Origin of the sequence: Streptomyces sp. NPDC088387 (genome assembly GCF_044753385.1) — a bacterium.
Lineage (GTDB): Bacteria > Actinomycetota > Actinomycetes > Streptomycetales > Streptomycetaceae > Streptomyces.
Window position 1 is genome coordinate 97,415 of record NZ_JBIVNC010000010.1, and the last position, 26,959, is coordinate 124,373.

Genomic DNA, 26,959 nt, shown 5'->3' on the forward strand with positions numbered 1-26,959 from the left:
GCCTGGTCGGACGGTGACCCGTACCCATCGTCGCTCCGTATGGTCAGACGGGGAAACTCGGCACAGGGTTGCACAACGCACTGTGCCCACCGCCGGGGCGATGGGCACTCTGCGTAGCCGTGTACAGCGCGGACAATCCGCGCTCACCTGCGGAATCAGCCGAAGATGTCGTACTGCTTGAAGTCGGTTCCGACGGCGATCGGTGTGGCAAAGATCTCGCCGGTCGCCTTGCCGGTGCCCGGGTACAGATAGAGCGTCCCGGCGGGCGTACGGGCCAGGAAGTCGGCCTTTCCGTCGCCGGTGATGTCACCCGGCGCGTCGAAGGCGTTGAACTGTGCCCATGTGCGCACCTTGATCCGCGCGGAGAAGGCCCCGCCGCCGGCCTTGCCGGTGCCCTTGTAGAGGTACACGGCACTGCCGGTCTTGCTGCGGACGAGCAGATCGGTACGGCCGTCGCCGGTGAAGTCGCCGTGCGCGCGCACGGAGTTGTACTGGTTCCAGCCGGTGCCGACCTTCACCCGGGCGGAGAAGGTGCCGTTGCCCTTGCCCGGGTAGATCCACAGCGTGCCGCCGGAGTCGACCGAGAGCAGGTCGGGCAGGTAGTCGCCGGTGACGTCGCCGGGTGTGAGGATCCGGGTGCGGGTCTTCCAGTTGTCGGCGATCTTCTTGGTGGCCCACTTGCCGCTGGAGATCACGAAGTGGGTCCAGAAGAGGTCGCCGTCGCTGCTGCGCCGGTAGACGATGTCCTGGAAGCCGTCGCGGTCGAAGTCGGTCTGGAGGACCGAGTTCACCCCGTCCCAGCTGCCCCAGTCCTCGCGCTCGTCGAACGTGGTGCCCTTGGACGCCTTGGCGTAGCCGACCTTGTTGGCCGCCTTGCGCACCCACAGGTCGGCCCGGTGGTCCCGGCTGATGTTGCCGTCGTCGACGCGCGGATAGACCGTACCGACGTACGAGGTGACCTTGGCGAAGACGCTGTGGGCGCCCTTGGCGACACAGTCCTCGACGCCCCAGGAGACCACGCCGACGATCCGGTTGTTCACCACGAGCGGGCCGCCGGAGTCGCCGTTGCAGGCCGTGGTGGTGCCGCTGTCGCTGCCGTCGGCGGGCTTGCCGGCGCAGGCCATGTGTCCCTTGACGTAGTCCGCGCCGTACGCGCGGGCGCACGTGGCGTCGGACTGCATCGGCAGCGTGGCCGTCTTCAGTGTCGGCGAGATGTCGTCACTGGTGGAGCTGGTACGCCCCCACCCGTAGACCTTCGCGCTGGTCCCGGCGGCGTACGAGGCGCTGTCCCCGGCCGTCGTCATCCGGATCGGCGTGGCCCGCACGGGGACGTCGAGGGTGACGACGGCGAGGTCGTTGTCGATGGTCGTCGCGTTGTACGACGGGTGGTACCACTGCCGCAGCGGCAGCGTGACGGTGCCGCCGTGCAGGTCGGTGCCGCCGGAGCCGTCGTCGGTCGGCAGCTGTGCGGTGCTGGTGACGATGGCGCCGTGGGCGTACCAGTTGTAGCCCTTGACGCAGTGCGCGGCGGTGAGGATCTTCGTGGGCGCGACGACGGCGCCGCCGCAGAAGAAGCCGATGTCGTCGGCGGTGGCACTGGTGCCGCGGTCGTCGGAGTACCAGAGCTGGGCCATCCAGGGCGCCGAGGCGATGCCGGTGGTGCTGCCACCGATGATCTTCGCGTCCTTGGCGCCGGCCACGCTGCCGCCGGTCAGCGAGGTCCTGCTGGGCTTCCCGGCGAGGTCGTCACCGGCCACGGCGCCACCGACGCGCTGCTCCAGCTCGTCGAGGGTGACGGTGGTGGGGCCGGGCGTGACGGCCGGGGTCGGCAGCGGTGTGGCGGCACCCGCGCTGGTCGTCAGCAGAGCGGCGGCGACGGCCGCGGCAACGGCGGCGGCGGTGATCGGCAGACCAAGACGTATACGTCGTCGGTGGCGCGGTTCACCACCCGACGGCACGGACGTACCCACTGAAGTCCCCCCTGGGGATGAGCGCTTGGGATGTTTCGGACCATTCGCACCCCCGCGCGAGCACATCCGAAGGCGCGATCCTACACCGCGTCCGGGCACGCAAAAGGGCCGCCCCCGCGCAATGGGGGAGCGGCCCTCGACGTCCGGGCGACTAGTCGCCGTTACCGGGCATCGGCGTCGTCTTCTGGATCTGGAGCAGGAACTCGGCGTTCGACTTCGTCTGCTTCATCTTGTCCAGGAGGAGCTCGATCGCCTGCTGCTGGTCGAGCGCGTGCAGCACTCGGCGCAGCTTCCAGGTGATGGCGAGCTCGTCGCTGCCGAGCAGGATCTCCTCCTTGCGGGTACCGGACGCGTCGACGTCCACCGCGGGGAAGATGCGCTTGTCGGCGAGCTTGCGGTCGAGCTTGAGCTCGGCGTTGCCGGTGCCCTTGAACTCCTCGAAGATGACCTCGTCCATGCGGGACCCGGTGTCGACCAGCGCGGTGGCGAGGATGGTCAGCGAGCCGCCGTCCTCGATGTTGCGCGCGGCACCGAAGAAGCGCTTCGGCGGGTACAGCGCCGTGGAGTCGACACCACCGGACAGGATGCGGCCGGAGGCCGGCGCCGCCAGGTTGTAGGCACGGCCCAGACGCGTGATCGAGTCGAGCAGCACCACGACGTCGTGGCCCAGCTCCACCAGGCGCTTGGCGCGCTCGATCGCCAGCTCGGCGACCGTAGTGTGGTCCTCGGCGGGACGGTCGAAGGTCGAGGAGATGACCTCGCCCTTCACCGACCGCTGCATGTCGGTGACCTCTTCCGGACGCTCGTCGACCAGGACGACCATCAGGTGGCACTCGGGGTTGTTGTGCGTGATCGCGTTGGCGATCGCCTGCATGATCATGGTCTTGCCGGTCTTCGGCGGGGCCACGATCAGACCGCGCTGGCCCTTACCGATCGGCGACACGAGGTCGATGATGCGGGTGGTCAGCACGCCCGGATCGGTCTCAAGGCGGAGCCGGTCCTGCGGGTACAGCGGCGTCAGCTTGTTGAACTCCGGGCGGCCGCGGCCGTGTTCGGGCGCCATGCCGTTGACGGAGTCCAGGCGGACCAGCGCGTTGAACTTCTCGCGCCGCTCGCCCTCCTTCGGCTGACGGACCGCGCCGGTGACGTGGTCGCCCTTGCGCAGGCCGTTCTTGCGGACCTGGGCGAGGGAGACGTACACGTCGTTGGGGCCCGGCAGGTAGCCCGACGTACGGATGAAGGCGTAGTTGTCGAGGATGTCGAGGATGCCCGCGACGGGGATCAGGACGTCGTCGTCGTTGATCTGCGGCTCGCTGCTGCTGCCGCCCATCTCGTCACGGCCACGACGGCCGCGGCGGTCGCGGTAGCGCCCGCGCCGGCCCCGGCGCCCACCGTCGAAGTCGTCGTCGTCCTGACCCTGACCCTGGCCCTGGCTCTGGTTCTGCCCCTGGCGGTTTCCGCCCTGGCCGCCCTGACCGCTCTGGCCACCCTGGCCGCCCTGCTGCTGACGCTGGCCGCCCTGCTGGTCGTCGCCCTTGCCCCGGCGGTCACGGTCGCGGTCCCGGCCGCGCTCACGACGGTCCCTGCGCCGGCCCTCGCCGTCACCGGCGTCGCCCTGGCCCTGCTGCGACTCGGCCCTGGACTCGCCCTTGGCCTCGGCGGTCACCGTCTCGGGGCTGCCCGCGTCGGCGGTGGCCCGGCGGCGACGGCGCTCGGTGGGAGCCTCGTCCGCGGCGGTGCCGCCCTGCTCCGACGCCGCCTTGGAGGGCTGGCCGGGGATCTCGATCTGCTGCTGGGCCGCGCTCTGCTCGGCGGGGGCGTCGGACTTCGCCTCGGCCTTCTTCTCCACGGCCTTCTCCGGCTCGGCGGAGGTGTCACCCGTGCGGGCCTTGGAGGTCGAGCGGCGCTTGGGCTTGGTCTCGGCGGCGGCCTCGGCCTTGGGGGACGCGCCCCCGGACGCCTGCGCCTCCTTGATGACCTCGATCAGCTGGCTCTTGCGCATCCGCGCGGTGCCCCTGATACCGAGGCCGGAGGCGACCTGCTGCAACTCGGCCAGCACCATGCCGTCGAGGCCGGTACCACGGCGCCGCCGGGAGCCGGCACCGGTGGCAGGCGCGGAGGCGTCCGTGGAGGGCGCGGCAGCGGTCTCCTCGACACGTGCGCCCATCAGATCGGTGGTGTCGCTCACGAAGGGTCCTTCCCTGGAGCGGACGTCGGCCTGTCTGGCTCGGCGACCGGTTGTGCTGTCCGGCTGCGGTCCTTACCGACTGGACCGTGCCGGGGCGGTGGTCCGCCAAAGCGGCGGAGGAAATTTCTGGTGATGGCGCGTCCTTGAGCCGTGGCACCCCGTGTCACGTGGCGTGGTCGCACCGGTTCCGGAGCGTGTCCTTCGGCCTGCTCAGTGCCGGCGTACGACGTACTGCCCGCATACGTAGTACGAGACACAGTGCGGCTTGGGGAGCTCCCGGAAGAATGTCTGTCCCTGACGGGGACACGAGGCACCTCGCCATGGTGGGGTCGGGTGCAGACTTGAGGTTAACACTACCGGATCCAACAAACATTCCCCCTCTCCACATCCGGCAATCGCACGCTTGTCAGTCGACAGGGGGCGTCGCGAGCGGCAGCACGCAGGCCCCTTGCAGGTCCAGGTCAAGGCGGTTCGCCGCCCATTCGGCGCCGGCCAGCGCCTCCACCTTGTCGGCGGTGCCCGCGTCGGCGAGCGCCATCACGGTGGGTCCCGCGCCGGAGATGACCGCCGGGATTCCGTCACCCCTCAAGCGCTCCACGAGCGCCGCGCTGTCGGGCATGGCCGGAGCGCGGTAGTCCTGATGGAGCCGGTCCTCGGTGGCGGGCAGCAGCAACTCGGGGCGCCTGGTGAGCGCCTCGACGAGCAGCGCGGCCCGGCCTGCGTTGGTGGCGGCGTCGACGTGCGGCACGGTACGCGGCAGCAGTCCGCGCGCGGTCTCCGTCAGGACCGGTTTACCGGGCACGAAAACCACCGGAACGATGGAATCGGCGGGCTCCATCCTGATCGCGCGGGCCGCGCCCGACTCCATCCAGGACAGGGTGAAACCGCCGAGCAGACAGGCGGCGACGTTGTCCGGGTGGCCCTCGATCTCGGTCGCCAGCTCCAGCAGCGCCGTGTCGTCCATACGGGTCTCACCGCCTATGGTCACCGCCCGCGCGGCGACGATGCCGGCACAGATGGCGGCCGACGAGGAGCCGAGGCCCCGGCCGTGCGGAATCCGGTTCGCGCAGACGATCTCCAGGCCGCGCGGCTGTCCGCCCAGCGAGTCGAAGGCGGTGCGCAGGGACCGTACGAGCAGGTGGTTCTCGTCGCGCGGGAGCGTCTCGCTGCCCTCGCCCGCGATGTCGATGTGCAGCCCCGAGTCGGCCACCCGGACGACGACGTCGTCGTAGAGCCCCAGCGCGAGGCCGAAGGCGTCGAAGCCCGGGCCGAGGTTGGCGCTGGTGGCGGGGGTGCGCACCCGTACGGCGGCGGCGCGGAAGGCTGGACCGGCCATCGCTCGATGACTCTCCTTGAGCTGCGTGATTGTCGAAGACATTCGATGACGTACGACGAACCCTTCGGCCCCCAGTGACGGGGCTGCCGGCCAACTGCCGGGCCGCGGAGACGACACGGCACCGCGGCATATGCGGCGGGCGGGTTCAGTACAGCCTATCGAAGGAAGGTTCCCGGGCGACATAGGGCGCACGGGAGGCGCACGATGCGTGTCGCGAGCCCCCTGTGCACCCACCGTCGGGATGCCCCTGCGGAGTCCGCCCGGACGCCCCCGAGCCAGGACCCCGCCCGGCGGTTACGCCAGACCCAGCCGCTCCGCCGCGGTCGCCGCGTCCACCGGCACGGTGACCGGCTGCGGGGCGCCGGCGACGGCCCAGTCGGGGTCCTTCAGACCGTTGCCGGTGACCGTGCAGACGATGCGCTGGCCGGGGTCGACCTTGCCCTGCTCGGCGGCCTTCAGCAGACCGGCGACCGACGCGGCGGAGGCGGGCTCGACGAAGACGCCCTCCTGCGCGGCCAACAGCCGGTAGGCGCGCAGGATCTCACGGTCCGTCACCTCGTCGATGAAGCCGCCGGACTCGTCCCGGGCGGCGATCGCGAGCTGCCAGGAGGCCGGGTTGCCGATCCGGATCGCGGTGGCGATGGTCGACGGGTCCTTGACGATCTCGCCGCGCACGATCGGGGCGCTGCCGGAGGCCTGGAACCCCCACATGCGGGGCGTCCGGGAGGCGACGCCGTCGGCGGCGTACTCCTTGTAGCCCTTCCAGTAGGCCGTGATGTTGCCCGCGTTGCCGACCGGCAGGACGTGGACGTCCGGCGCGTCGCCGAGCATGTCGACGATCTCGAACGCGGCCGTCTTCTGGCCCTCGATACGCACCGGGTTGACCGAATTGACCAGCGCCACGGGGTAGTTGTCGCTCAACTCGCGCGCGAGCGTGAGGCAGTCGTCGAAGTTGCCGTCGACCTGGAGGATCTTCGCGCCGTGCACGAGGGCCTGGCCCATCTTGCCGAGCGCGATCTTCCCCTGCGGGACGAGCACGGCGGAGACCATGCCGGCCCGTACGGCGTAGGCGGCCGCGGAGGCGGACGTGTTGCCCGTGGAGGCGCAGATGACCGCCTTCGCGCCCTCCTCCTTGGCCCGCGAGATGGCCATCGTCATACCGCGGTCCTTGAAGGACCCCGTCGGGTTGGCCCCCTCGACCTTGAGATGGACCTCGCAGCCCGTGCGCTCGGAGAGCACCTGCGCGGGCACGAGCGGCGTGCCGCCCTCACGGAGCGTCACGACCGGCGTGGTGTCGGAGACGGGAAGCCGCTCCCGGTACTCCTCGATGATTCCGCGCCACTGGTGGGTCATTGCTGGTTACTCTCCTTCAACCCGCATGATGCTGGCGACACCCCGCACGGTGTCGAGCTGGCGCAACGCCTCGACGGTCCCCCCCAGGGAGGCGTCGGACGCGCGATGGGTGACTACGACGAGGGAGGCCTCTCCCCCACTCTCGGATTCACTCGAGCGGGAGGTACCCCCGTCCTTGCCCTGCTGCCGAACGGTGTCGATCGACACCCCGTGCTCGGCGAACACCGTGGCCACCTGGGCGAGAACACCCGGCTTGTCGGCCACGTCAAGGCTGATGTGGTAGCGCGTGAAGACCTCGCCCATGGGCGAGACGGGCAGCGCGGCGTACGCCGACTCGCCGGGGCCCGTGGCGCCGCCGCGCCGGTTGCGGCAGACGGCGACGAGGTCACCGAGGACGGCGGAGGCGGTCGGGGCACCGCCGGCGCCGGGGCCGTAGAACATCAGCTGGCCGGAGGCGTCCGACTCCACGAAGACCGCGTTGTACGCGCCGCGTACGGAGGCGAGCGGGTGCGTCAGCGGAATCATCGCAGGGTGCACGCGCGCGGTGACCGAGCCGCCGTCCGCGGCCCGTTCGCAGATCGCGAGCAGCTTGATGGTGCAGCCCATCTCCCGCGCGGAGGCGAAGTCGGCCGCCGTCACCTCGGTCATGCCCTCGCGGTGGACGTCGTCGAGCCGCACGCGCGTGTGGAAGGCGATTCCGGCGAGGATCGCGGCCTTGGCGGCGGCGTCGAACCCCTCGACGTCGGCGGTGGGATCCGCCTCCGCGAACCCGAGCGCGGTGGCCTCGTCGAGCGCCTCCTGATAGCCGGCGCCGGTGGAGTCCATCTTGTCGAGGATGAAGTTGGTCGTGCCGTTCACGATCCCGAGGACCCGGTTGACCTTGTCTCCGGCGAGGGACTCGCGCAGGGGCCGGATCAGCGGGATGGCACCGGCGACGGCGGCCTCGTAGTACAGGTCCCTGCTGTGCTCCTCGGCGGCCGCGTGCAGCGCGGCGCCGTCCTGGGCGAGCAGGGCCTTGTTGGCTGAGACGACGGAGGCGCCGTGCTCGAAGGCGGTGGTGATCAGGGTCCGGGCGGGCTCGATGCCGCCGATCACCTCGATGACGACGTCGATGTCGCCGCGTTTGACGAGGGCGGTGGCGTCGGTGGTGACGAGGGCGGGGTCGATGCCCTCGCGCACCTTGTCGGCCCGACGCACGGCCACGCCCGCGAGCTCCACCGGGGCACCGATGCGGGCGGCGAGGTCGTCGGCGTGCGTCGTCATGATGCGCGCCACCTCTGAGCCGACCACTCCGCAGCCCAGCAGCGCCACCTTCAGCGGACGCGTACGCATCATCCGACCTCGTTTCTCTTACCGTCTGGAGTTCACCAGTCTCACTCACCGGACGGGACTTTCTGCCCTTGGTCCGGATCGTGAGACGTCTATTTCATTTTCGCGGGGCGGTACGACAGGAGATCTTCCGCCCCGCGTGATCCCCGGGCGCGGGTCACCCGACGTCGAGCCGGAGCAGGTCCTCCTCGGTCTCCCGCCGGACGATCACCCGTGCCTCGCCGTCGCGCACGGCGACGACGGGCGGACGTGTGACGTGGTTGTAGTTGCTGGCCATGGACCGGCAGTACGCGCCGGTGGCCGGTACGGCGACCAGGTCACCCGGTGCCAGGTCGGCCGGCAGGAACGCGTCCTTGACCACGATGTCCCCGCTCTCGCAGTGCTTGCCGACGACCCGGGAGAGCATCGGCGCGGCGTCGGAGGTGCGGGAGACGAGAGCGACGCTGTACTCGGCGTCGTAGAGCGCGGTGCGGATGTTGTCCGACATACCGCCGTCGACGGAGACGTACGTCCGCAGCCCTTCGAGCGGCTTGACCGTGCCGACCTCGTAGAGGGTGAACGCGGTCGGGCCGACGATGGCGCGGCCGGGCTCGACGGAGATCCGCGGCATCCGCAGCCTGGCGGCGTCGCACTCGCGCGAGACGATCTCGGTGAGCGCCTTGGCGATCTCGTGCGGCTCACGGGGGTCGTCGTCGCTGGTGTACGCGATCCCGAGTCCACCGCCGAGATCGATCTCGGGCAACTCGACGCCGTGCTCGTCCCGTACGTCCTTCAGCAGCCCGACGACCCGGTGCGCGGCGACCTCGAACCCGGACATGTCGAAGATCTGCGACCCGATGTGGCTGTGGATCCCGACGACCTCGAGACCGTCGAGCTGAAGGGCCCGCCGTACGGCCTCGGCGGCCTGTCCGCCGGCCAGCGGGATCCCGAACTTCTGGTCCTCGTGCGCGGTGGCGATGAACTCGTGCGTGTGGGCCTCGACGCCGACCGTGACGCGGATCTGCACCCGCTGGCGGACGCCGAGCTCCTGGGCGATGTGCGCGACACGGACGATCTCCTGGAAGGAGTCGAGCACGATCCGCCCGACCCCGGCCTCGATGGCCCTACGGATCTCCTCCGCGGACTTGTTGTTGCCGTGATACGCGATGCGGTCGGCGGGCATCTCGGCGGAGAGCGCGGTGGCCAGCTCGCCGACGGAACACACGTCCAGGTTCAGCCCCTCCTCGCGCAGCCAGCGCACGACCGCGCGGGAGAGAAACGCCTTGCCGGCGTAGAAGACGTCGGCCTCGGTCCCGAAGGCACTGCGCCAGGCCTGGGCCCGCGCCCGGAAGTCGGTCTCGTCGAGCACGTAGGCGGGTGTACCGAACTCCTCGGCGATCGCCTGGACGGAGATCCCCCCGACGGAGACGACACCGTCGTCCGCCCGCGCGACGGTCTGCGCCCACACCTTGGGGTCGAGGACGTTGAGATCGGCGGGCGGCGCGGAGTAGTGGCCCTCGGTGAGGACATCGGCGTGGCGGGGCCCGGCGGGGTGTGCGGAACGGCTCATGTTCTCGGTCTTCTCTGCCTTCTCTGTGGTTTCTCTCAGAGGTGGTCGGGTGCGTCGATACCGAGCAGGGACAGGCCGCCGGCCAGCACCGCCCCGACGGCCTCGACGTGAGCGAGCCGGGCACGGTGGGCGGCCGAGGGTTTCTCGTCCCCACGGGGAAGCACACCCGCCAGAACCGCCACCACGCCATCGGCCACCACAACGAGATGCCGGGCAAGCCGGGATGGATCGTGGTGGACAGCGGCGGAGCGGAGCACGGCGGGGTACTCGGCGAGGGGGGTTGGGTCGGGGGTGGGGGGCGGCTGGGCGCCGGGGGTGGGGGCGGAGTGGGGGGCGGGGGCGCCGGGTACCGGGGTGGGCTGGGCGCCGGGGGTGGGGTGGGCGCCGGGGGCAGTGGCGGGGGCCGGCCGGGCGCCGGGCGCGGAGGCTGGCTGGGCGGCGGGCGCGGGGGTGAGGGCCGACTGGGCGCCGGGGGCCGGCTGGATGCCGGGTGCGCCGGGCGCGGGGGCCGGCTGGGCACCGGGGACGGAGGCTGACTGGGTGCCGGGCGCGGGTGCCAGGTTGGTGCCGGGTGCGCCAGGTACCGGGGTGGGCTGGGCGCCGGGGGCGGGGGTGCCTGTCGCGGCCGGGAGGGCCATGTCACCGGGCTCGGCGGTGAAGCCGAGGTCGGCGGCGTTGCGGGCGAGGGCGCGGGTGCGGGCGTAGACGTAACGCACCCGGAAGAGGGGATTACTCTCCCGCTGGACCAGATGCTCGCCGCTGATCCGGGGCCGGTCGTGGGGCGCCGGGTGAAGAAGGGCCCAGCGGGCGGCGTCCCGGCCGAGGGGGACGGGGTCGGCGGGGGCGGGGACGGGCCGGAGGATGACGGGGTGGGGGTCGCCGTGGTCGGACCCGGAGTCGGAGGCACGGAAGCCACCGTCCACTCCCACTCCCGCTCCCGCTCCCGTGGGCCCGTCGAGCAACGGGAGCCATTCGCCGGGCGGCGGCGCATCGCAGCTGGTGCGCACGAGGGAGCCCTGGGAACGAAGAATCCGGGCGACGGAGTCCATGACGACGAGGGCGCGCAGGTCGCGGGGGGCGTGAAGGTGAACGGTACGGCCGTGGCTGTCGGCGTCGCCGCGTCCGGGACCGTCCGACGGCCCGACATGCCCGTATCGGGCCCCGACCCGCAGGACATCGGTGACGACCGCGGCGGAGGCGGCGGAGACGGAGGCAAGCCGGATGTTGAGGAACCCGGCCCCGGTGACGACGACCTCGCGGATGCGGTCGTCGGAGTGGAGGAGACGGGGGGACAGGATCTCGGCGACGCGACGGGGACTCTGCCCGGCGGGCCTGGCGAGCTGGAGGGCGATGTTGGTGGCGTAGTCACCACAGCCACCGGCGCCGGGCACGGTGACCACGGCACGCTCAGGAACGGTCACGCTCAGCTCTCCATCGTCGACAGCGCTGCGTACCGCGCGCAGCACGGTACGAGAGAGCTCGACGGGAGTCACGGGACAAGCGTAGGGGAGGAGGGGGGTGGGTAGGCGAGCCGATTGGGCCGATGGTCCGGGATGTGGACGGTGACGGGCGACACCCGCTCACGAACCACAAGCCTGAAGGGCGGGAATGCCCTAGCGGTCAGCCGCCACCACTACGCCCACCATCGCCGGCCCCACCTTTGCCACTACTACCACCGGCACACCCAAGAACACCATCGACAAGCCCGAGCGCCGCACCACCGCCACCACTCTCCCCCCGACTCCGCCGCTCGTCGACCAACTGCCGGACGAGCCGGACGAGTTCACTGGGTTCGAAGGGCTTGGCGAGGAAGGCGTCGACGCCGACCTCGAGGCCGTTGTCGACCTCAAGCTGCGTACAGGCACTGACGATGGCGAGAGGGAGATCGCAGGTCCGCGGATCGGCACGCAGCCGGGCGGCGGTCCGCAGGCCGTCGAGCCGGGGCATGACCACGTCGAGGGTCACGACATCGGGCTCCACTTGATGGATGACATCCAGACACTCGACACCATCAGCCGCGGTCACGACCTCGAAACCCTCCAGTTCGAGATTGACCCTGATCAACTGCCGGATGACCTTGTTGTCGTCCACAACAAGCACCCGGCCCGAGGCGCCTGGCACACGTCGAGAGTAGGTCGGCGCCGGCCACCGCGTCCGGGTTTTGCCCACTTCCAACCCCTGAGAGCTACGGCCGACACCGCCCTGACCCGCGAGAAAACCCGTTCATGACCACCCCGAGCGAGCTGGTAGTGTTCTACCCGTCGCCGCGAGCAACACCACCGCGCCAGACACGCCCCCGTAGCTCAGGGGATAGAGCAACGGCCTCCGGAGCCGTGTGCGCAGGTTCGAATCCTGCCGGGGGCACCTTGTAGAAGGTGCCCAAAGACCCCGCCGTCAGCGTGCTTGCTGAAGACGGGGTCTTCGCGTGTGTGCAGGCGTATGCGTCCCTGGGCGGCTGCGTGACGGCCTCTATGGACTATTTGTGGACAGGATCCTGGAGGATTACCCCAGGTCAGCCCACCAACTCAGCCGGTGCTGATTATCCCGCGTCCGGCCACTCCTCCGGAGGGTGGGGCGACTCGGGCTCGTTCAGCCGTTCGGAGTGCCGCGCGTTCTCCCCTCGCACGCTCGTCAACCACGGCCATAGGTCCGGGAGGGGTTGCTCGGGACAGGCCAGACGATGTTCGATGCGGCACCGCTGGAACGGATCTGGAGGGCAGACGCCGTACACCGCCACCCGCCCGTCAGACGTCTCGATCCACCGGTACTCCGCCGGCACCACGTGGGCGAGCGGAGCCATGTCGGGCTCCAACAGCACCCAGTCGTGTTCGATCGTCGCCACGCGTTCCTGCGGCAGACCGCAGTACGGGCACATGAGCCGTGCCCCGCCCAGCGTGCGCCTCGACTTGCTTGAAGCCCCCATACAGCGAGGGTCAGCACTCAGCCCGTCCGTGCGTAGAGGGCGAACCGGTCGGGACTCCTGAGGCTCCCGTGCATCAACGAGAACGAAATCGACGCGACAGGTGCATCCAGCAACCAGCGGCTTAGAAAGTGCGGCCAGTACACGACGAAGCCCCCAACCCGTAAAGGCTGGAGGCTGTTCGCCGAGCGATCCAATTCACTCGTACTCGCTCAGGAGATCTTCAATCTTCCGGTTGGCGATCTCCTTGTGTCCCTCGATGCATCTCGCATAGCGGCCGAGCAAGACCTCAACAGGGTTCTCCGGAGAGGACCGCTCGTGCCGTCGCGTGCCAGAACCTGCGGGGAATCACGAGCAACAGCGGGAACTGACCACCAGCGCGGCTGGGGCTCCAACACCGATCCACTACAGCTCAGCGCAGCAACCGCCACCAAGAAACCTGAGTTCCCAAGCCCAGAGTCCGACGACGGCTCAGTAGGGCTCGGACTTGTGTGTGCGGCAACCCGCACACACCTCGCCAGTACCCATCGGATCACCGGACGCACCTCCGGGATACGCTCCCGGTCTTGGCATGGATCGGACACGTAAATCCGGGGGGATCATGGGGATTTCAGCGCGCGGTTCCGCACCGTGCAGAGTGACGAACGTGGCGTTTGCCGTCGTACTGCTCACTGGGGGAGCAGTCGCCTGCGGCAACGGCTCCGTGAGTGAGGACCAGCCCAGGGTGACTCCCGAGGCGGCCGTGGCGAAAGCGGCGAAGAACTCTGAGGACATCACGTCGCTCCACTATCGGATCACCGGGACCGTGCCGGAGAGGGGCCGTCTGGAGGCTGAGGCATCCATGCGCACGGAACCGCTGGTCATGAGCATGCAGATGGACATGGCTGACCAAGGCGAAGACCGTCGGCTGGAGGTCCGGTTCGTCGACCAGGTGATGTATGTCGGCGGGAGTGCGGTCGCCTCCGAGAAGATGGATGGCAGGAGTTGGTTCAGAGCCGACCCGGCCGTATGGGGCCGTGGCGCGGTCGACAACAACTCATACCGCGTACTGCCCAGCCAACTTGAAGGAAACCCAGCTGTACAGTCCACGATTCTGACCGGGTCCAAGGACCTGCGGAAAGCGGGGACAGAGACGATCGACGACACCAGAACCACTCACTACAGAGAAACGGTCACCAGTAGCGGCTTGAGCGCCGCCCGAGATGCTGCCACCGACAAGGCGACTCGAGAGCGCCAGATCGACAGCCTTGATCAGTTCATGGCATTGCATATCGACGAGACGCTCACCATGGACCTGTGGATCGACGACGACAACCACACCAAGCAGTTCCGCATGCGGGGCGATACCTACGCCACGCGGGGCGGCACCGAGGGCATCCCGCTCGATTTCACCGATGGCGACCCCCTCGATTTGACCATCACCTTCCTTGAGGTCAACCAGCCAGTGACCGTCAAATCCCCACCATCCGGAGACACCGCCGACATCGACGCACTGGCGGATGAGGCACCGGCAGGCTGAGGGACATCCGGCCCGGTGGGACCGTCTCAGTTTCCGTCGGGCCCCACGGCTGGCGTGAACACGGCCTGCCACAAAGGCGTATTGCCCTGTCCGCTGGCCCGCTGGAAAGCGGAGTCGTCTACTCCCGTGAGGGTGGGGCATGCGGTGCGGCATGACACTGGCTCGCTCATTACCCGACGATGCCACCGGATGGTGGATCTTCCTGGGGACGTTCGCTCTCTACCTGCTTGGGCGGTGGTTCTTCGGCTGGTGGCGGGCCCGGCGTGATGGCGAGAGTCGGCCCGTGCGTGCCGCGTTCGCCGAGGACGACGATCCTGATGCGATCCGCGCGGCGGCGTACGGCGGATTCCGGTCCTACCGGCAGTTCTTCGGCTTCGTCGGTAGTGCCGTTGTTGTGGTTCTTGTCCTGGCGCTGACCGATGGGGGGTCCCAGGTCGTCTTGCTGTGGATTGTCGTGCCGCCTCTGGTCGTTGCCCTCGCCTATCTCGACTTCCGGCAGGCTCACAAAGCGCGTTCCCGGCGGTGACATTCACTCGTCGTCGAGAACGAGGTGGGCGGCTCTGGGATTTTCCGGGGTCTCCTTGGGGGCAAGGGGCTCTCCATTCGCGGGCAGGTTCGTTGGTTACTGGCACGGCACGGGTGAGGCCATGAACAGCCAGACCGACAACGCCCAGGCGGTCACCTACGGGCAGAGCGGCAACGTGATCCAGACCTTCCCGGTCAGCACCACCAGCCACCCGGTGGACTGGGAGCCGGTCTGGTCGATCCGCAACTGCTGACCGGTGACGTAGCGTCGGTCTCCCAGGTCCGGGTGTGGGCCGGGAGGCCGGCGTTCTGTCGTGGGCTCCAGCGGGAGCCCTGCTCGTGGCTCAGGTCACAGGAACCCTCTCCCCTCCGTGGAGAGAAGTGGGTGTGAAGGAGTCAGAGAGTGATGTGCGCCGGCTGGTGCGGGACGGGGACAGGGCGGCTTTTGCCCAGTTGTACGAGCAATTCGCCCGGGCTGTCTACAACCATGGGCTTCGGCTGACCGGTGACTGGTCGATGGCCGAAGAGGTCATGTCCGAGACGTTTCTCAGTGCCTGGCGGAATCGGGGGCGGGTGCATGAGGACGGCGGCTCGCTGCTGCCCTGGCTGTTGGGGATCGCCACGCACAAGGCCGACAACGCCCGGCGCGGCGCGCGGCGGCGGCAGTTGTTTCTGGCCCGGCAGCCCCGGCCCGCCGAGGTCGAGGACTTCGCGCCCGTCGCCGTCTCGCGGATCGACGACGCGCGGAAGCTGCGGGCCGTGCAGGCCGCGCTCGGGCGGTTGCGGCGGCAGGAGCGGGAGGTGCTCGCCCTGTGCGTGTGGTCCGGGCTCGACTACCAGGAGACGGCCGAGGCGCTCGGGATCGCCGTGGGGACCGTACGGTCCCGGTTGTCCCGTGCTCGTAGGAAGCTTGCCCTGCTGGCCGCCGAGGCGGACCTGGAACCGCCCTTCGCCCGCGGAGAGATGACTGGTGTGGCCGCCATCGCGGCCCTGCCCGTGCGGAAGGAGCTCACATGAACGACACGACCGCCTCCGCGTCCCCCGGTGACCGGGACGAGATCACGCGTCTTCTCCCCGTCCCGGACGACCAGGACGTCCCGCACGAGCAGTACCTACGTCACAGGGATCTGCTGATGGACATCATCGATCGTGATCAGGCCTCCGGCCAACGGGCCCAGCCTGTACGGCGGCTCTTGCGGCCCGCTGTTCTCGCGCCCGTCGCCGCGCTCGGCGTCGCCTGCGCGCTCGCTCTCTCACTCGTCGACACCGGTGGCGACACCGGTGGCGAGGCCGCCGCCCGTGACATGCGGCCCGCCGCCGCGCTGCTGGACCGGATCTCCGACGCGGCGGAGCGGCGTACGGCGCCCCAGGTGCGGGACGACCAGTTCGTGTACACCCGGGAGAAGAACAGCGACACCGATCTGACCAGCGGGAAGGCGGTCGTCGGGCCGCTGGAGGACCGGGAGGTGTGGGCCGCGCAGGAGCCGGGGCCGCTGCACAGGCTCGGGCTGGTCCGGGTCGGGGGCGAGGAGTTCGCCATCAACGCCGAGTTGGGGGACACGGAGGGTACGCCCGCCGGGTTCAGCCGGCCGACGTACCGCTGGCTCGCCGAACTGCCCACCGATCCCGCCGAGTTGCGCGACTACCTCTACGCCCACACCCCCGACGTCGACAGCCGCGAGCGGGACCAGGCGGTGTTCGAGCAGATCGGGCGGCTGCTGGGCGGGCCGATGCCGCCGCGTACGGCCGCCGCGCTCTACCGGGCCGCCGCGGAGATTCCCGGCGTCACCCGGGCGCCGAGGGCCAAGGACGCCATCGGGCGGCAGGGGCTCGGGATCGCGCGGGACGACACACGCTACGGCGTGCACACCGAGTGGGTCTTCGACGACCGTGACTACACGTTCCTCGGTTCGCGCAGCTGGCTCTCCGTCGACCGGCCGTACGGCAAGGCCGGTACGCAGCTGTCCGGTTCGGCCGAGTTGGAGTACGCCGTCGTCGACAAGGTGGGGCAGGAACCGGCCGAGAGCGCGGTGACCCGTATCGGGTAGCCCGTTCTCACGCGTCCAGCAGGGCCCTAGCCACCTCGTCGGGGTGGGTCAGCAGGGACTCGTGTCCGCCGGGGACCATCCGGGGTGTCACACCGATCCGGGCCGCGAACTCCGCGCCGGGACGGCACAGCGCGCGGTCGTCCTCACTGAGGAGGTAGACCGCGGGGATACCGAGGGTGGTCACGGCGGGCACGTCGAGGGCGTCCATGAAGTAGCCGCCGGGGTGGGGCACCAGGAGGGCGTGCAGGATGCGGTGGGTCGCCTCGCACTGGTCGGGCAGGAGCAGCGGCATCTGGGCCCTGACCAGGGAGACACTGCCGTCCCGGGAGGTCTCGACGGCCGCGCGGAGCATCAGGGCGTCGTCCTCGTTCTCGTCGATGAGGGGTACGCCGGTCTCCGGGACGACGGCGTTGTAGTAGATCACCTTCGTGACCCGGTCCGGGGCCTCGTGCGCCACGCCGGTGACCGGGTAGCCGCCCCAGCTGTGGCCGACCAGGGTGACGTCGTCCAGGCCGCGTTTCTCCATCTCGTTCACCACGTGGTGGACGGCGTCCGAGAGGTGCAGGCCGGCTCTGGAGTCTCCGTCGGCCAGGCCGGGGAGGGTGAGGGTGAGCGCGTCGCGGCCGGCCTCGCGGAGGCGGCGGGCCACCGGTTCCCAGCTCCAGGCGCCCCGCCAGGCGCCGGGGATCAGAACGAACGTCGACGGGTTCGGGGACATGGGCCCACGCCTTTCCGCGGTTCCGGTGGCAGTTGTGCGGACGTGCCGGTCGTTCCGGATGTTCCGGTTGTGCTCACCAGATGCGCGGGGCGGGCGAAAAGTTCGATGGAGGCGGGAAGTTCGCTCCGGACCTTCACATTCGAGGGGGGCCGTTCATCTCAGGCCGTGCGTTTGCGGGTTGTCTTTTTCGCGGTGGTCTTTTTCGCCGTCGTCTTCTTGGCCGACGCTGTGGACTTCGCCGTTGTCTTCTTCGCCGTCGTCTTCTTCGCCGCCGCCGTCTTCTTCGCCGTCGACGTCGACTTCTTCGCGCCCGTCTGCTTGGGGGCCGCGCGGGACGACTTGCGCTGCGGGAGGGAGCGGACCTCGGCGGCCTCGTCCGTGTCCTCGCCGCGGGACTCCTTCGCCGCGCGGACACTGCTCTCCAGAGCGGCCATGAGGTCGAGGACCTTGCCGCCGGTGGCGGGTTCGGGGAGTTCGGGCGGGGCCTCACCGGCCGCCTTCGCGGCGATGACCTCCTCCACGGCCTCGCGGTACTCGTCGTGCAGATCGTCCAGTTCGACCTCGCCGAGGGTGTCCATGAGGGCGTCCGCGAGGTCGAGTTCCTGGTCGCGGACGGTGACACCGGCGTCCGGGGCGACCCCCTCGGGGGCGCGGACCTCGTCCGGCCAGAGCAGGCCGTGCATGGCGATGGCCTCTCCTACGACCCGCAGCATGCCGAGCCGTTCCCGGCCCCGTAGCGCGAACTTGGCGATGGCGACCTTGTTGCTGCGCTTGAGCGCCTCGCGCAGCAGGGTGTACGGCTTGGCGGCGGGGGCGCCGCTCGCCGCGAGGTAGTACGCCGCGTCCATCTGGAGCGGGTCGATGCGGTCGGCCGGGACGAACGCCACGATCTCGATCGTCTTCGCGGTCGGGAGCGGCAGCTGGGCCAGGTCCTCGTCCGTGATCGGGATGATCGAGCCGTCGGTGTCCTCGTAGCCCTTGCCGATCTCGGCCTGGCTGACCTCGCGGTCCTCCAGCTCGCAGAACTTGCGGTACCGGATGCGGCCGCCGTCCTCGGTGTGGATCTGGCGGAAGGAGATCGAGTGGCTCTCGGTCGCGTTCACCAGCTTGATGGGGATGCTGACCAGGCCGAAGGAGATGGCGCCGTTCCATATGGATCGCACGTTCAGCACCTTTCGAGGCGGTTCCGGGCGATTTCGTGTGATTCTCATCGTATGACGCCGATTACGGAGGTGGAGGGGCGGCGGCTCGCGCTGAGCAACCTGGAGAAGGTGCTGTATCCGGAGACCGGGTTCACCAAGGGCGAGGTGCTGCATTACTACGCGACCGTCGCGGAGGTGCTGTTGCCGCATCTGCGGGACCGGGCGGTGTCCTTTCTGCGGTATCCGGACGGGCCGGACGGCCAGGTGTTCTTCACGAAGAACGTGCCGCCGGGTACGCCCGAGTGGGTCACGACCGCGGAGGTGCCTCGGTCGGAGGGGCCTGCGCGGATGGTGCTGGTGCAGGATCTGGCGTCGCTCATGTGGGCGGCGAACCTGGTCACCGAGTTCCATACGCCGCAGTGGGTGGTCGGGGCGCCCGGGGAGGCGGACCGGCTGGTGTTCGACCTTGATCCGGGGGCGCCGGCGACGGTGGTGGAGTGCTGCGAGGTGGCGCTGTGGCTGCGGGACCGGCTGGCCGCGGATGGGATCGAGGCGTTCGCGAAGACCTCCGGGGCGAAGGGGCTGCATCTGCTGGCCGCGGTGCGGGGGGCTTCTTCGGAGGAGGTGTCCGCGTACGCGAAGGGGGTGGCCGTGGAGGCGGAGCGGGTGATGCCTCGGCTGGTGGTGCATCGGATGACGCGGAGTCTGCGGGCGGGGAAGGTGTTTGTCGACTGGAGTCAGAACGCTGCGCGGAAGACGACGGCGACGGTTTACACGTTGCGGGCTCGGGGGGAGCCGTTTGTTTCTGCGCCGGTGGGGTGGGGGGAGGTGGCGGGGTGTGGGGACGGGGAGGGGATGGCGTTTCGGGCGGGCGAGGTGGTTGATCGGGTTCGGGAGTTCGGGGACTTGATGTCGCCGCTGTTGGATCGGGGGCGGGCGGGGAGGTTGCCCTGATGGGGTGCCGGGGCCGGTGCCGGTGCGGGTGCGGGTGCGGGTGCGTTGTGGTTGATCGCGCAGTTCCCCGCGCCCCTTGAGTCGGACAGGGTGCCCGGTGCTTTTGCGGCAGGCGCCTGTGCGGGGGCGAATGCGGGTGCGGGTGCGTTGGGGTTGATCGCGCAGTTCCCCGCGCCCTTGAGTCGGACCAGGCGGCCTGCGCTGTGACGGCAGGGTTATACGCGGGTCCAGGTTGTTCTGTCTCTGGCTATGGCGTGTAGGGCTTCCACGTCCGCTGGTTTCAGGACGCCGCCCTGGCGGGAGAGGGTGTTGAGGTCCGTGTCGGTGAGGACGCGGACCTCGCGTGGGGGTGTGGTGAGGTCCAGGCGGGTCGGGGAGACCACCGCGAGGACCGGGCGGACCTCGGCCGTGAGGGCGTAGGACGCACGGTCGGCGTCGGCGCGTACGCGGCGCAGGAGGGGCTGGGGGCCACGGCGGCCCACGGCGACCAGCGGGTCCGCCACCCGGACGCGCTGCTTGCGGGCGTAGAGCGTGTGGACGGCGAAGAGGCCGGCCGGGCCGATCGCCAAATGGTGGACGCGGTCGCCGCCGGGCAGCGGAATCGAGTGGAGCGCGTGCCAGTCCGCGCCGTCCAGCCGGTCCAGCGCCTCCCCCACCAGCTGCTCGGCCTCCAGGGCCCGGCGTCGCGGGTCGGGCCGGATACGGCCGGCCGGGCCGGGGTCGCGGTCCAGGGCGACCAGCAGGGCCTCGCCGGGCCGGTTGGGCGCGAGGTCGTCGTCCGGGTGGAGGGAGAGCCGGGCCAGCTCGGCCGGTGTCGGGACCGGTGGCGGGCCGACCACGACCGGGCCGGTGAGGAAGGGACCGAGGGCTTCGAGTACGTCGTCCCTGCGGTCCTCGCTGAGCAGGTTGACCCTGGCCGCCTCCCTGTCGTACCAGGCGATGTTCCGGCCGTCGGTGAGTGCGACGTAGAGCCGTTCCTGTCCGTGGCTCCAGGTCGGTATGACGCGCAGTCCGTTCATGCACCATCACCCCATGACCATGGGAACAGGCGGGGTGCTCCAGGGGCAAGAACCCGGCTACCTTTGAGAGGAGTTGGCGCGGCTTGTTGGGGAGGCGTCGTTGCGTACCCGTGGCAGGGAATCCGACGTGCCGGCCCCGGACAGTCCGTGGAACGAGATCGTGCCCGGCCTGTGGATGGGCGGTCACGAGTTCCGCAGCCGTTCCGGCGAGGTGCGGTCCGCCGTGCCGCGCGGCGAGTTCGATCTCGTACAGACACTGATACGGCTGCCCGGGTACGGGCCCGACGACGGCGTCGAGCATCAGGTGTGGCCGGTGCCGGACGGGCCGCTGGACGGCACGCAGCTCGCCGGTGTGATCCGGATGGCGCAGGCCACGGGCGAGGCGCTGGACGCCGGCCGGACGGTCCTCGTGCGCTGCTACCACGGCTACAACCGCTCCGGCCTCGTCGTGGCCCACGCCCTGATCCGGCGCGGGCACTCCGCGGACGAGGCGATCCGGGTGGTCCGGACCCGGCGTTCGCCTTGGGCGCTGCACAACGAGCTGTTCGTGGAGTATCTGCGGGCCGGGCTGACCACCGTACGGATGCTGGAGGAGCTGGCCGAGTAGGCAACCGGGGGCCGGGAGGCCGGTGGGCGGCCTTCCCCGGGGCACGTCCCAGGGCCCCTCCCGCTGCGCAAAAAGGACTTCCGTCCGCATAGTGTGTACGGGCCGGCCACCTTCGTACCACCCCCCCCACATCCCAGGAGTGCAGTGCCCCCCAGCCGTCCCGTGCGCGCCGTCCGTCGTGCCACCGTCGCCGTCGCCCTGCTGCTGGCCGCCGCGACGGGCTGCGGTGACGCGGGTGATCTGCGGGCGGCCGGGGCGACGCCGACCGCGAGCATGCCGGAGCTGCTGTGGCCGGACCTGGCGCCGGCCTCGTCCCCGGCGTTTCCGCTGGAGGAGGCGGACCGGGAGACGGTCAAGGGCGTCACCCCGCCCGGCGACGATCTGCGCCGGGTCGATCCGGCCGCGCTGGTCCGCGCCGAGATCGCCGCGAACCCGGGTGACTACCGGGGCTCCAAGGCGCCCTACCGCGGCACGGCCTCCCGGATGGGCGATTGCGACGACGGCGGAGGGGGCGACGGGTGTCCGCTGCTCACTCCCTACTACCGCGATCTCACCGGTGACGGGCACGAGGACCTGACGCTGGGCTTCCGGCTGCTGCCGGGCAAGCTGACCGCCGTACGCGTGTACACCGTCGAGCACCACCGGATCGTCGAGGTGATGTCCTGGGACGACGCCTTCAGCTCGGTGGAGCTGGCCCAGCGGTCCCTGATCATGCGGCTGCCGTCGGACGTCGCCGGGTACGACTACCGGTTGCAGTGGACCTGGGACCCGGAGCAGCGGGCGATGCTGCTCACCCATGACGAGATGGTCCGCACGGACGGGAAGACCGAACCACCCGCCAAGCCCTCCACCTCACCTGGCTCGACCACCCCCACACCTACCCCCACCGCCACCCCCACCCCCTCCCCCGCCTCCACCGCGCCGAGCGCTCGATGAGACTCCCCCGGTGGTCCGGCACGCTCGCCGTCAAGGCGGCGGTGTTCATCACGGTCATGTGCTGCGGGCTGACCGCGCTGCTCGGCATCCTCGTGCATGTCTCCGTCACCGACCAGACCGTCGGCCAGGCGCGTGACCTGGCGCTTTCCCGGCTCACGGACGCGACACGGACGTACGAGGCCGGAGGCACCCCGCTGCCGGGCGCGGCCGTCGACCCCGAGGGGCTGCCGGAGGCGCTGCGCGAGCTGGCCGCGTCCGGGAAGCGCGGCACGATGGTCGCCGACCACCGCGGGCACCCCACGATGTGGGCGGCGGGCCCGGCCGACGGCGGACAGGCCCTCGCCGTGCGGGTCGACTACGGGCAGCAGGCCCGCACGATCGACGCGCTGGACCGGGCGATCCTCTGGTCCTCGGCGCTGGCGATCGGGGCGACGCTGCTGGTGGGCGCGTTCGCGGTGACGCGGGTGACGCGGCGGCTGCACGCCACCGCGCGGGTGGCCCGGCGGATCAGCGCGGGCGATCTGGACGCGCGGGTGAACGACGCCCGGACGAAGGATCCGACCCGGCCGCAGGACGAGGTGGCGTCGGTCGCGGCCGCACTGGACTCGATGGCGGCCTCGTTGCAGGGCAAGCTGCTGAGCGAGCAGCGGTTCACCGCGGACGTGGCGCACGAGCTGCGTACCCCGCTGACCGGGCTGCACGCGGCGGCCGAGCTGCTGCCGCCGGGCCGCCCGACCGAGCTGGTGCGGGACCGGGTGGCGGCGCTGCGCACACTCACCGAGGACCTCCTGGAGATCTCCCGGCTGGACACCGGGCGGGAGCGGCTGGACCTGACGACCGAGGAACTCGGCGCGCTGGCGGGGCGGGTGGCGCGTACGGCGGGCGGTTCCACGGAGATCGTGGTGGTGCGGGACGCACATGTGGAGACCGACCGGCGGCGCCTGGAGCGGGTGCTGGGCAATCTGGTCGCCAACGCGCACCGGCACGCGCGGCCGCCGGTGGTGGTGACGGTGGACGGTCCGGTGGTGACCGTCCGGGACCACGGGGACGGCTATCCGGAGTACCTGGTGACGCACGGGCCGCAGCGGTTCCGTACCGAGGGCGGCGCCAAGGGGCACGGGCTCGGGCTGACGATCGCGCTGGGGCAGGCGGAGGTGCTGGGCGCGCGGCTGGACTTCGGGAACGCGCCGGACGGCGGGGCGGTGGTGACGCTGACGCTGCCTCAGAGTCCGCCGGTCGGGGCGTCCGAGGGGTGCGTTGGGCCATCCGGGGTTCCGCGCCCCGATGGCGGATCGTGACGGGCGCCGCCACGACACCCCTCCTAATGTGGCGATTAGTCAGCTTCGCCCCCTTCGTGGAGGTCATCCCATGTCCCTGCGCACCTCTCTCACCCGCATCGCCATAGCCACCGCCGCCGGCGCCCTCGTCACCGCGGCCGTGATCACACCGGCCACCGCAAACGACGAATGGGGCGACGGTGGCGACAGCGCCGGCCGCTACGAGGACGACTTCGGCGGTGACCGCGACGACTTCGGTGGCGGCAACGGCAACGGCAACGGTCACCACGACTCGCGCGGCCACTACCGGGGGGTCGTCACCGCGAACACACTGCTGCTGCGCAGCCGGCCGGACCGGGGGAGCCGCGTGATCCGGTCGGTGCACCGGGGGGACAAGGTCTCGATCTTCTGCAAGACCGCGGGGCAGCGGATCGACGGGAATCCGCTGTGGTACCTGCTCACGGACGGTACGTGGGCGTGGGGGGCGGCACGGTACATCGACAACATCGGGGCTGCTCCCCGCTGGTGCTGAGCGCTGCGCTGTGCGGGGGCGGTGGGGTTGTGCGGCTGGTGCGGGTTCGTTGTGGCTTGTCGCGCAGTTCCCCGCGCCCCTTAAGGGCGTTGCACGCCCCCCCCCCGCGTTCAGAGCGACTCGCCCAAACAGGGTGCAAAGCAGTCACGCACTGCCATTTGGGTAAGTTCCGGATATGAGCAAGGCCGGAATTCTTGTTGCGGCGGACGCCTCGGCGTCCGCCGTGCGCCTTCCCCGGCGGCGGGGCATCGAGCTCGCGCTGATCGTGCTCGCCGTACTGCTGTCGGTGTACGGCTACTGCGCGGTCGGGCTGGCCCGGACCGGGTCCGTGCCGCCCGGCGCCGCCGGTTACGGTGCCGGACTCGGCGCGCTCGCCCTGCTGGCGCATCTCACGGTGCGCCGCAGGGCGTCGTACGCCGATCCGCTGCTGCTCCCGATCGGGGTGCTGCTCAACGGCCTCGGTCTGGTGCTGATCTACCGGCTCGACCTGGACACCCCGGGCGACCGCGCGGCCCCCGCCCAGCTCGTCTGGTCGACACTCGGCGTGGCCTTCTTCATCGTGGTCGTGATGGTCCTGCGCGACCACCGCTTCCTCCAGCGCTACGCCTACGTCTGTGTGGCCGCCGCGCTCGCGCTGCTCACCCTGCCGATCTTCTTCCCGGCGGTGAACGGCGCCCGCATCTGGATCCGGATCGCCGGATTCTCCATCCAGCCGGGCGAGTTCGCGAAGGTGCTGCTGGCGGTCTTCTTCGCCGCGTACCTCTCCGCCAACCGCAGCGCGCTCGCGTACACCGGCCGTCAGGTCTGGCGGTTCAAGTGGCTCCAGTTGCCGACGGGCCGCGCGCTCGGTCCGGTCGTCGCGATCTGGCTGCTGAGCGTGGGCGTCCTGGTCCTCGAACGCGACCTGGGCACCTCACTGCTGTTCTTCGGCCTGTTCGTCGTGATGCTCTACGTCGCCACCGGCCGCACCGGCTGGATCGCCGTCGGCCTCACCCTGGCCGCCCTGGGCGCGGTGGCCGTCGGCCGGCTCGAACCCCATGTGGCGGCCCGGATCCAGGACTGGCTGCACCCCTTCGCGTCGATCGAGGCCGGACAGGGTCCCGGCCAGCTCGCCCAGTCGCTGTTCTCGTTCGCGGCCGGCGGCATCCTCGGCACGGGGCTCGGGCTCGGCCACTCCACGCTGATCGGGTTCGCCGTCAAGTCGGACTTCATCCTGGCCACCGCGGGCGAGGAGCTGGGCCTGATCGGCCTCTCCGCCGTCTTCCTGCTGTACGCCCTGCTCGTGGAGCGCGGTTTCCGGGCCGGGCTCGCGGTGCGCGACCCCTTCGGCCGGCTGCTCGCGGTGGGGCTCTCCTCGATCGTGGCGTTGCAGGTCTTCGTCATCGCGGGCGGGGTGACCGGGCTGATCCCGCTGACCGGCATGGCGATGCCCTTCCTCGCCCAGGGCGGCTCGTCGGTCGTCACCAACTGGGCGATCGTGGCCCTGCTGATCCGGGTGAGCGACTCGGCCCGGCGCCAGTACGACGGACAGGCGGCCCCATGACCCGTTACGTACGGCACGCCGCCGTCTTCTGCGCCCTGCTGCTGGTCGCGCTTCTCGCCAACGCGGCGCGGGTGCAGGTCTTCCGCTCGGGCAGCTACGACGACAACCCGGCCAACCGCCGCGACACCATCGCCCGCTACGCCGAGCCGCGCGGCGACATCCTGGTCGGCGGCCGGCCCGTCACCGGCTCGACGGACACCCGCGAGCAGCTCCGCTACGAACGGACCTACGACAACGGCCCGTTGTACGCGCCCGTGACCGGCTTCTCCTCCCAGGTGTACGGCACGACCCTGCTGGAGCACGCCGAGGACGGGGTGCTGGCCGGCACCGACCCGATGCTCACGCCGTTCCCGCTCTGGAACGAGCTGGCGCGGTCCAGGCCCGCGGGCGGCGACGTGGTCACGACCCTCGACGACGCGGCACAGCGGGCGGCGTACGAGGGGCTGGGGCCGCGCAAGGGCGCGGTGGCGGCGGTGGAGCCGGCCACCGGGCGGATCCTGGCGCTGGTCTCCACCCCGTCGTACGACCCCGCCGTGCTGTCGGGGAACGGGCTCGCCGTGAAGGAGGCCTGGGCGCGGCTGAACGGCGACCGGGAGCGGCCGATGCTCAACCGGGCGGTACGGCAGACGTATCCGCCGGGTTCGACGTTCAAGGTGGTCACCGCGGCGGCGGCGCTGGACGCGGGGGTCGTCCGGGACATGGACGCGCGGACCCGCTCCCCCGTCCCGTACACCCTGCCGGGCACCACCACGACCCTGACGAACGAGGTGGACGGCTGCGAGAACGCCTCGCTGCGGGACGCCTTCGAGTGGTCGTGCAACACGGTGTTCGCGAAGCTCGGGGTGGACACGGGCGTCGCCGACATGGCGGCCACCGCGGAGGCGTTCGGCTTCAACGACACGCAGGTGCGGATCCCGTTCGCGGTCGCGCAGAGCACCTTCGACAGCACGGTCGACCGGGCGCAGCTCGCCCTGTCGGCGATCGGGCAGTACAACACCCGGGCCACTCCCCTCCAGATGGCGATGGTGGCGGCGGCGGTCGCGAACAACGGGCAGGTCCGCGCCCCCTATCTGGTCGAGCGGACCACGGCCGACGACGGCGACACCCTGGACACGGCGGGGCCCCGGCCCGTGCGCCAGGCCATGCATCCGGTGACGGCGACGCGGCTGCGCGAGCTGATGCGGGCCGTCGTCGAGCAGGGCACCGGCCGGAACGCCGCGATCCCCGGCGCGGTCGTCGGCGGCAAGACCGGCACGGCCCAGCACGGTGTGGGCAACGCGGGGACGCCGTACGCCTGGTTCGTGTCGTGGGCGCAGGGCGAGGACGACGTGGAGCCGAAGGTGGCGGTCGCGGTGGTGGTCGAGGACGCGGCGACGGACCGCGGCCGCGTCACCGGCGGCGGGGTGGCGGCCCCGATCGCCCGGTCGGTGATGGAGGCGGTACTCGGCCCCTGAGACGGGCACGCTGAACGCCGGGCAACCCCCTCAGGGGCGC

Annotated in this window: 24 protein-coding genes and 1 tRNA gene; 13 read left to right on the forward strand and 12 right to left on the reverse strand. The window is 70.7% G+C overall.

Going from position 1 to position 26,959, the window contains the following annotated elements; all coding sequences use genetic code 11:
* Positions 1–155: 155 nt before the first annotated feature.
* The 8 genes from ACIQAC_RS25980 to ACIQAC_RS26015 all read right to left on the reverse strand — a co-directional run bounded on the left by ACIQAC_RS25980 (position 156) and on the right by ACIQAC_RS26015 (position 11,894).
* A complete protein-coding gene (locus ACIQAC_RS25980) occupies positions 156–1,970 on the reverse strand; it encodes a trypsin-like serine protease (RefSeq protein WP_402194644.1) in 1,815 nt (604 codons plus the stop codon).
* A 151-nt stretch (positions 1,971–2,121) separates the two neighbouring features.
* Positions 2,122–4,158, reverse strand: a complete 2,037-nt coding sequence (gene rho, locus ACIQAC_RS25985; protein WP_402194646.1) for a transcription termination factor Rho — start codon at positions 4,156–4,158, stop codon at positions 2,122–2,124.
* A 406-nt stretch (positions 4,159–4,564) separates the two neighbouring features.
* Positions 4,565–5,494: a homoserine kinase gene (gene thrB / locus ACIQAC_RS25990; RefSeq protein ID WP_402194649.1), complete on the reverse strand. Its 930-nt coding sequence runs from the start codon at positions 5,492–5,494 to the stop codon at positions 4,565–4,567.
* A 294-nt stretch (positions 5,495–5,788) separates the two neighbouring features.
* Positions 5,789–6,847 carry a threonine synthase gene (gene thrC / locus ACIQAC_RS25995; RefSeq protein WP_402194652.1) on the reverse strand — a complete coding sequence of 353 codons (1,059 nt, stop codon included), beginning with the start codon at positions 6,845–6,847 and terminating at the stop codon, positions 5,789–5,791.
* 6 nt (positions 6,848–6,853) lie between these two features.
* Positions 6,854–8,179 carry a homoserine dehydrogenase gene (locus ACIQAC_RS26000; protein ID WP_402195096.1) on the reverse strand — a complete coding sequence of 442 codons (1,326 nt, stop codon included), beginning with the start codon at positions 8,177–8,179 and terminating at the stop codon, positions 6,854–6,856.
* A gap of 154 nt (positions 8,180–8,333) precedes the next feature.
* Positions 8,334–9,725: a diaminopimelate decarboxylase gene (gene lysA, locus ACIQAC_RS26005; RefSeq protein WP_402194654.1), complete on the reverse strand. Its 1,392-nt coding sequence runs from the start codon at positions 9,723–9,725 to the stop codon at positions 8,334–8,336.
* 35 nt (positions 9,726–9,760) lie between these two features.
* The gene (nrtL, locus tag ACIQAC_RS26010) at positions 9,761–11,218 is read right to left on the reverse strand and encodes an ArgS-related anticodon-binding protein NrtL (protein ID WP_402194656.1); all 1,458 of its coding nucleotides are present in this window, start codon (positions 11,216–11,218) and stop codon (positions 9,761–9,763) included.
* 127 nt (positions 11,219–11,345) lie between these two features.
* Positions 11,346–11,894, reverse strand: coding sequence for a response regulator (locus ACIQAC_RS26015; protein ID WP_402194658.1), 549 nt, complete (start codon positions 11,892–11,894; stop codon positions 11,346–11,348).
* Between the two features lie 123 nt (positions 11,895–12,017).
* On the opposite strand from ACIQAC_RS26015, the gene ACIQAC_RS26020 reads away from it, so the two are divergent.
* Positions 12,018–12,089: transfer RNA gene (locus tag ACIQAC_RS26020), tRNA-Arg, on the forward strand.
* Positions 12,090–12,264: 175 nt separating this feature from the next.
* On the opposite strand, the gene ACIQAC_RS26025 is transcribed toward ACIQAC_RS26020, so the two are convergent.
* A complete protein-coding gene (locus tag ACIQAC_RS26025) occupies positions 12,265–12,648 on the reverse strand; it encodes a DUF6083 domain-containing protein (protein ID WP_402194661.1) in 384 nt (127 codons plus the stop codon).
* Between the two features lie 598 nt (positions 12,649–13,246).
* Between ACIQAC_RS26025 and ACIQAC_RS26030 the strand changes: the two genes are divergently transcribed.
* The 5 genes from ACIQAC_RS26030 to ACIQAC_RS26050 all read left to right on the forward strand — a co-directional run bounded on the left by ACIQAC_RS26030 (position 13,247) and on the right by ACIQAC_RS26050 (position 16,737).
* Entirely contained in the window at positions 13,247–14,164 is a 918-nt protein-coding gene (locus ACIQAC_RS26030) for a hypothetical protein (RefSeq protein ID WP_402195099.1), read from the forward strand.
* A gap of 151 nt (positions 14,165–14,315) precedes the next feature.
* Entirely contained in the window at positions 14,316–14,690 is a 375-nt protein-coding gene (locus tag ACIQAC_RS26035; RefSeq protein WP_402194663.1) for a hypothetical protein, read from the forward strand.
* A gap of 121 nt (positions 14,691–14,811) precedes the next feature.
* The gene (locus ACIQAC_RS26040) at positions 14,812–14,943 is read left to right on the forward strand and encodes a hypothetical protein (RefSeq protein ID WP_402194666.1); all 132 of its coding nucleotides are present in this window, start codon (positions 14,812–14,814) and stop codon (positions 14,941–14,943) included.
* A 154-nt stretch (positions 14,944–15,097) separates the two neighbouring features.
* Positions 15,098–15,706 (forward strand): RNA polymerase sigma factor, encoded by a 609-nt coding sequence (locus ACIQAC_RS26045; protein WP_402195100.1) that lies wholly within the window; start codon positions 15,098–15,100, stop codon positions 15,704–15,706.
* Positions 15,703–16,737 (forward strand): CU044_5270 family protein, encoded by a 1,035-nt coding sequence (locus tag ACIQAC_RS26050; RefSeq protein ID WP_402194669.1) that lies wholly within the window; start codon positions 15,703–15,705, stop codon positions 16,735–16,737. The genes ACIQAC_RS26045 and ACIQAC_RS26050 overlap by 4 nt, the downstream gene beginning before the upstream one ends.
* Before the next feature lie 7 nt (positions 16,738–16,744).
* On the opposite strand, the gene ACIQAC_RS26055 is transcribed toward ACIQAC_RS26050, so the two are convergent.
* A complete protein-coding gene (locus tag ACIQAC_RS26055) occupies positions 16,745–17,455 on the reverse strand; it encodes an alpha/beta fold hydrolase (protein ID WP_402194671.1) in 711 nt (236 codons plus the stop codon).
* Positions 17,456–17,613: 158 nt separating this feature from the next.
* A complete protein-coding gene (locus ACIQAC_RS26060; protein WP_402194674.1) occupies positions 17,614–18,627 on the reverse strand; it encodes a Ku protein in 1,014 nt (337 codons plus the stop codon).
* A 42-nt stretch (positions 18,628–18,669) separates the two neighbouring features.
* Here ACIQAC_RS26060 and ligD point away from each other — a divergent pair, with 42 nt between their 5' ends.
* Positions 18,670–19,551, forward strand: coding sequence for a non-homologous end-joining DNA ligase (gene ligD / locus ACIQAC_RS26065; protein WP_402194677.1), 882 nt, complete (start codon positions 18,670–18,672; stop codon positions 19,549–19,551).
* Positions 19,552–19,766: 215 nt separating this feature from the next.
* Here the strand turns inward: ligD and ACIQAC_RS26070 are convergent, their stop codons facing one another.
* Positions 19,767–20,570 (reverse strand): nuclease-related domain-containing protein, encoded by an 804-nt coding sequence (locus ACIQAC_RS26070; RefSeq protein WP_402194680.1) that lies wholly within the window; start codon positions 20,568–20,570, stop codon positions 19,767–19,769.
* Between the two features lie 100 nt (positions 20,571–20,670).
* Here ACIQAC_RS26070 and ACIQAC_RS26075 point away from each other — a divergent pair, with 100 nt between their 5' ends.
* From ACIQAC_RS26075 to ACIQAC_RS26100, 6 genes are all read left to right on the forward strand, one after another.
* Positions 20,671–21,177 (forward strand): dual specificity protein phosphatase family protein, encoded by a 507-nt coding sequence (locus ACIQAC_RS26075; protein WP_402194683.1) that lies wholly within the window; start codon positions 20,671–20,673, stop codon positions 21,175–21,177.
* A gap of 144 nt (positions 21,178–21,321) precedes the next feature.
* Positions 21,322–22,113 carry a hypothetical protein gene (locus ACIQAC_RS26080; RefSeq protein ID WP_402194685.1) on the forward strand — a complete coding sequence of 264 codons (792 nt, stop codon included), beginning with the start codon at positions 21,322–21,324 and terminating at the stop codon, positions 22,111–22,113.
* The gene (locus ACIQAC_RS26085; RefSeq protein ID WP_402194687.1) at positions 22,110–23,411 is read left to right on the forward strand and encodes an ATP-binding protein; all 1,302 of its coding nucleotides are present in this window, start codon (positions 22,110–22,112) and stop codon (positions 23,409–23,411) included. Before ACIQAC_RS26080 ends, ACIQAC_RS26085 begins: the two co-directional genes overlap by 4 nt.
* 70 nt (positions 23,412–23,481) lie before the next feature.
* Positions 23,482–23,922, forward strand: coding sequence for an SH3 domain-containing protein (locus ACIQAC_RS26090; protein ID WP_402194690.1), 441 nt, complete (start codon positions 23,482–23,484; stop codon positions 23,920–23,922).
* Between the two features lie 175 nt (positions 23,923–24,097).
* On the forward strand, positions 24,098–25,465 hold the full coding sequence (locus tag ACIQAC_RS26095; RefSeq protein WP_402194692.1) for an FtsW/RodA/SpoVE family cell cycle protein: 1,368 nt from the start codon (positions 24,098–24,100) through the stop codon (positions 25,463–25,465).
* Positions 25,462–26,919, forward strand: coding sequence for a penicillin-binding transpeptidase domain-containing protein (locus ACIQAC_RS26100; protein WP_402194694.1), 1,458 nt, complete (start codon positions 25,462–25,464; stop codon positions 26,917–26,919). The genes ACIQAC_RS26095 and ACIQAC_RS26100 overlap by 4 nt, the downstream gene beginning before the upstream one ends.
* Positions 26,920–26,959 lie beyond the last annotated feature (40 nt).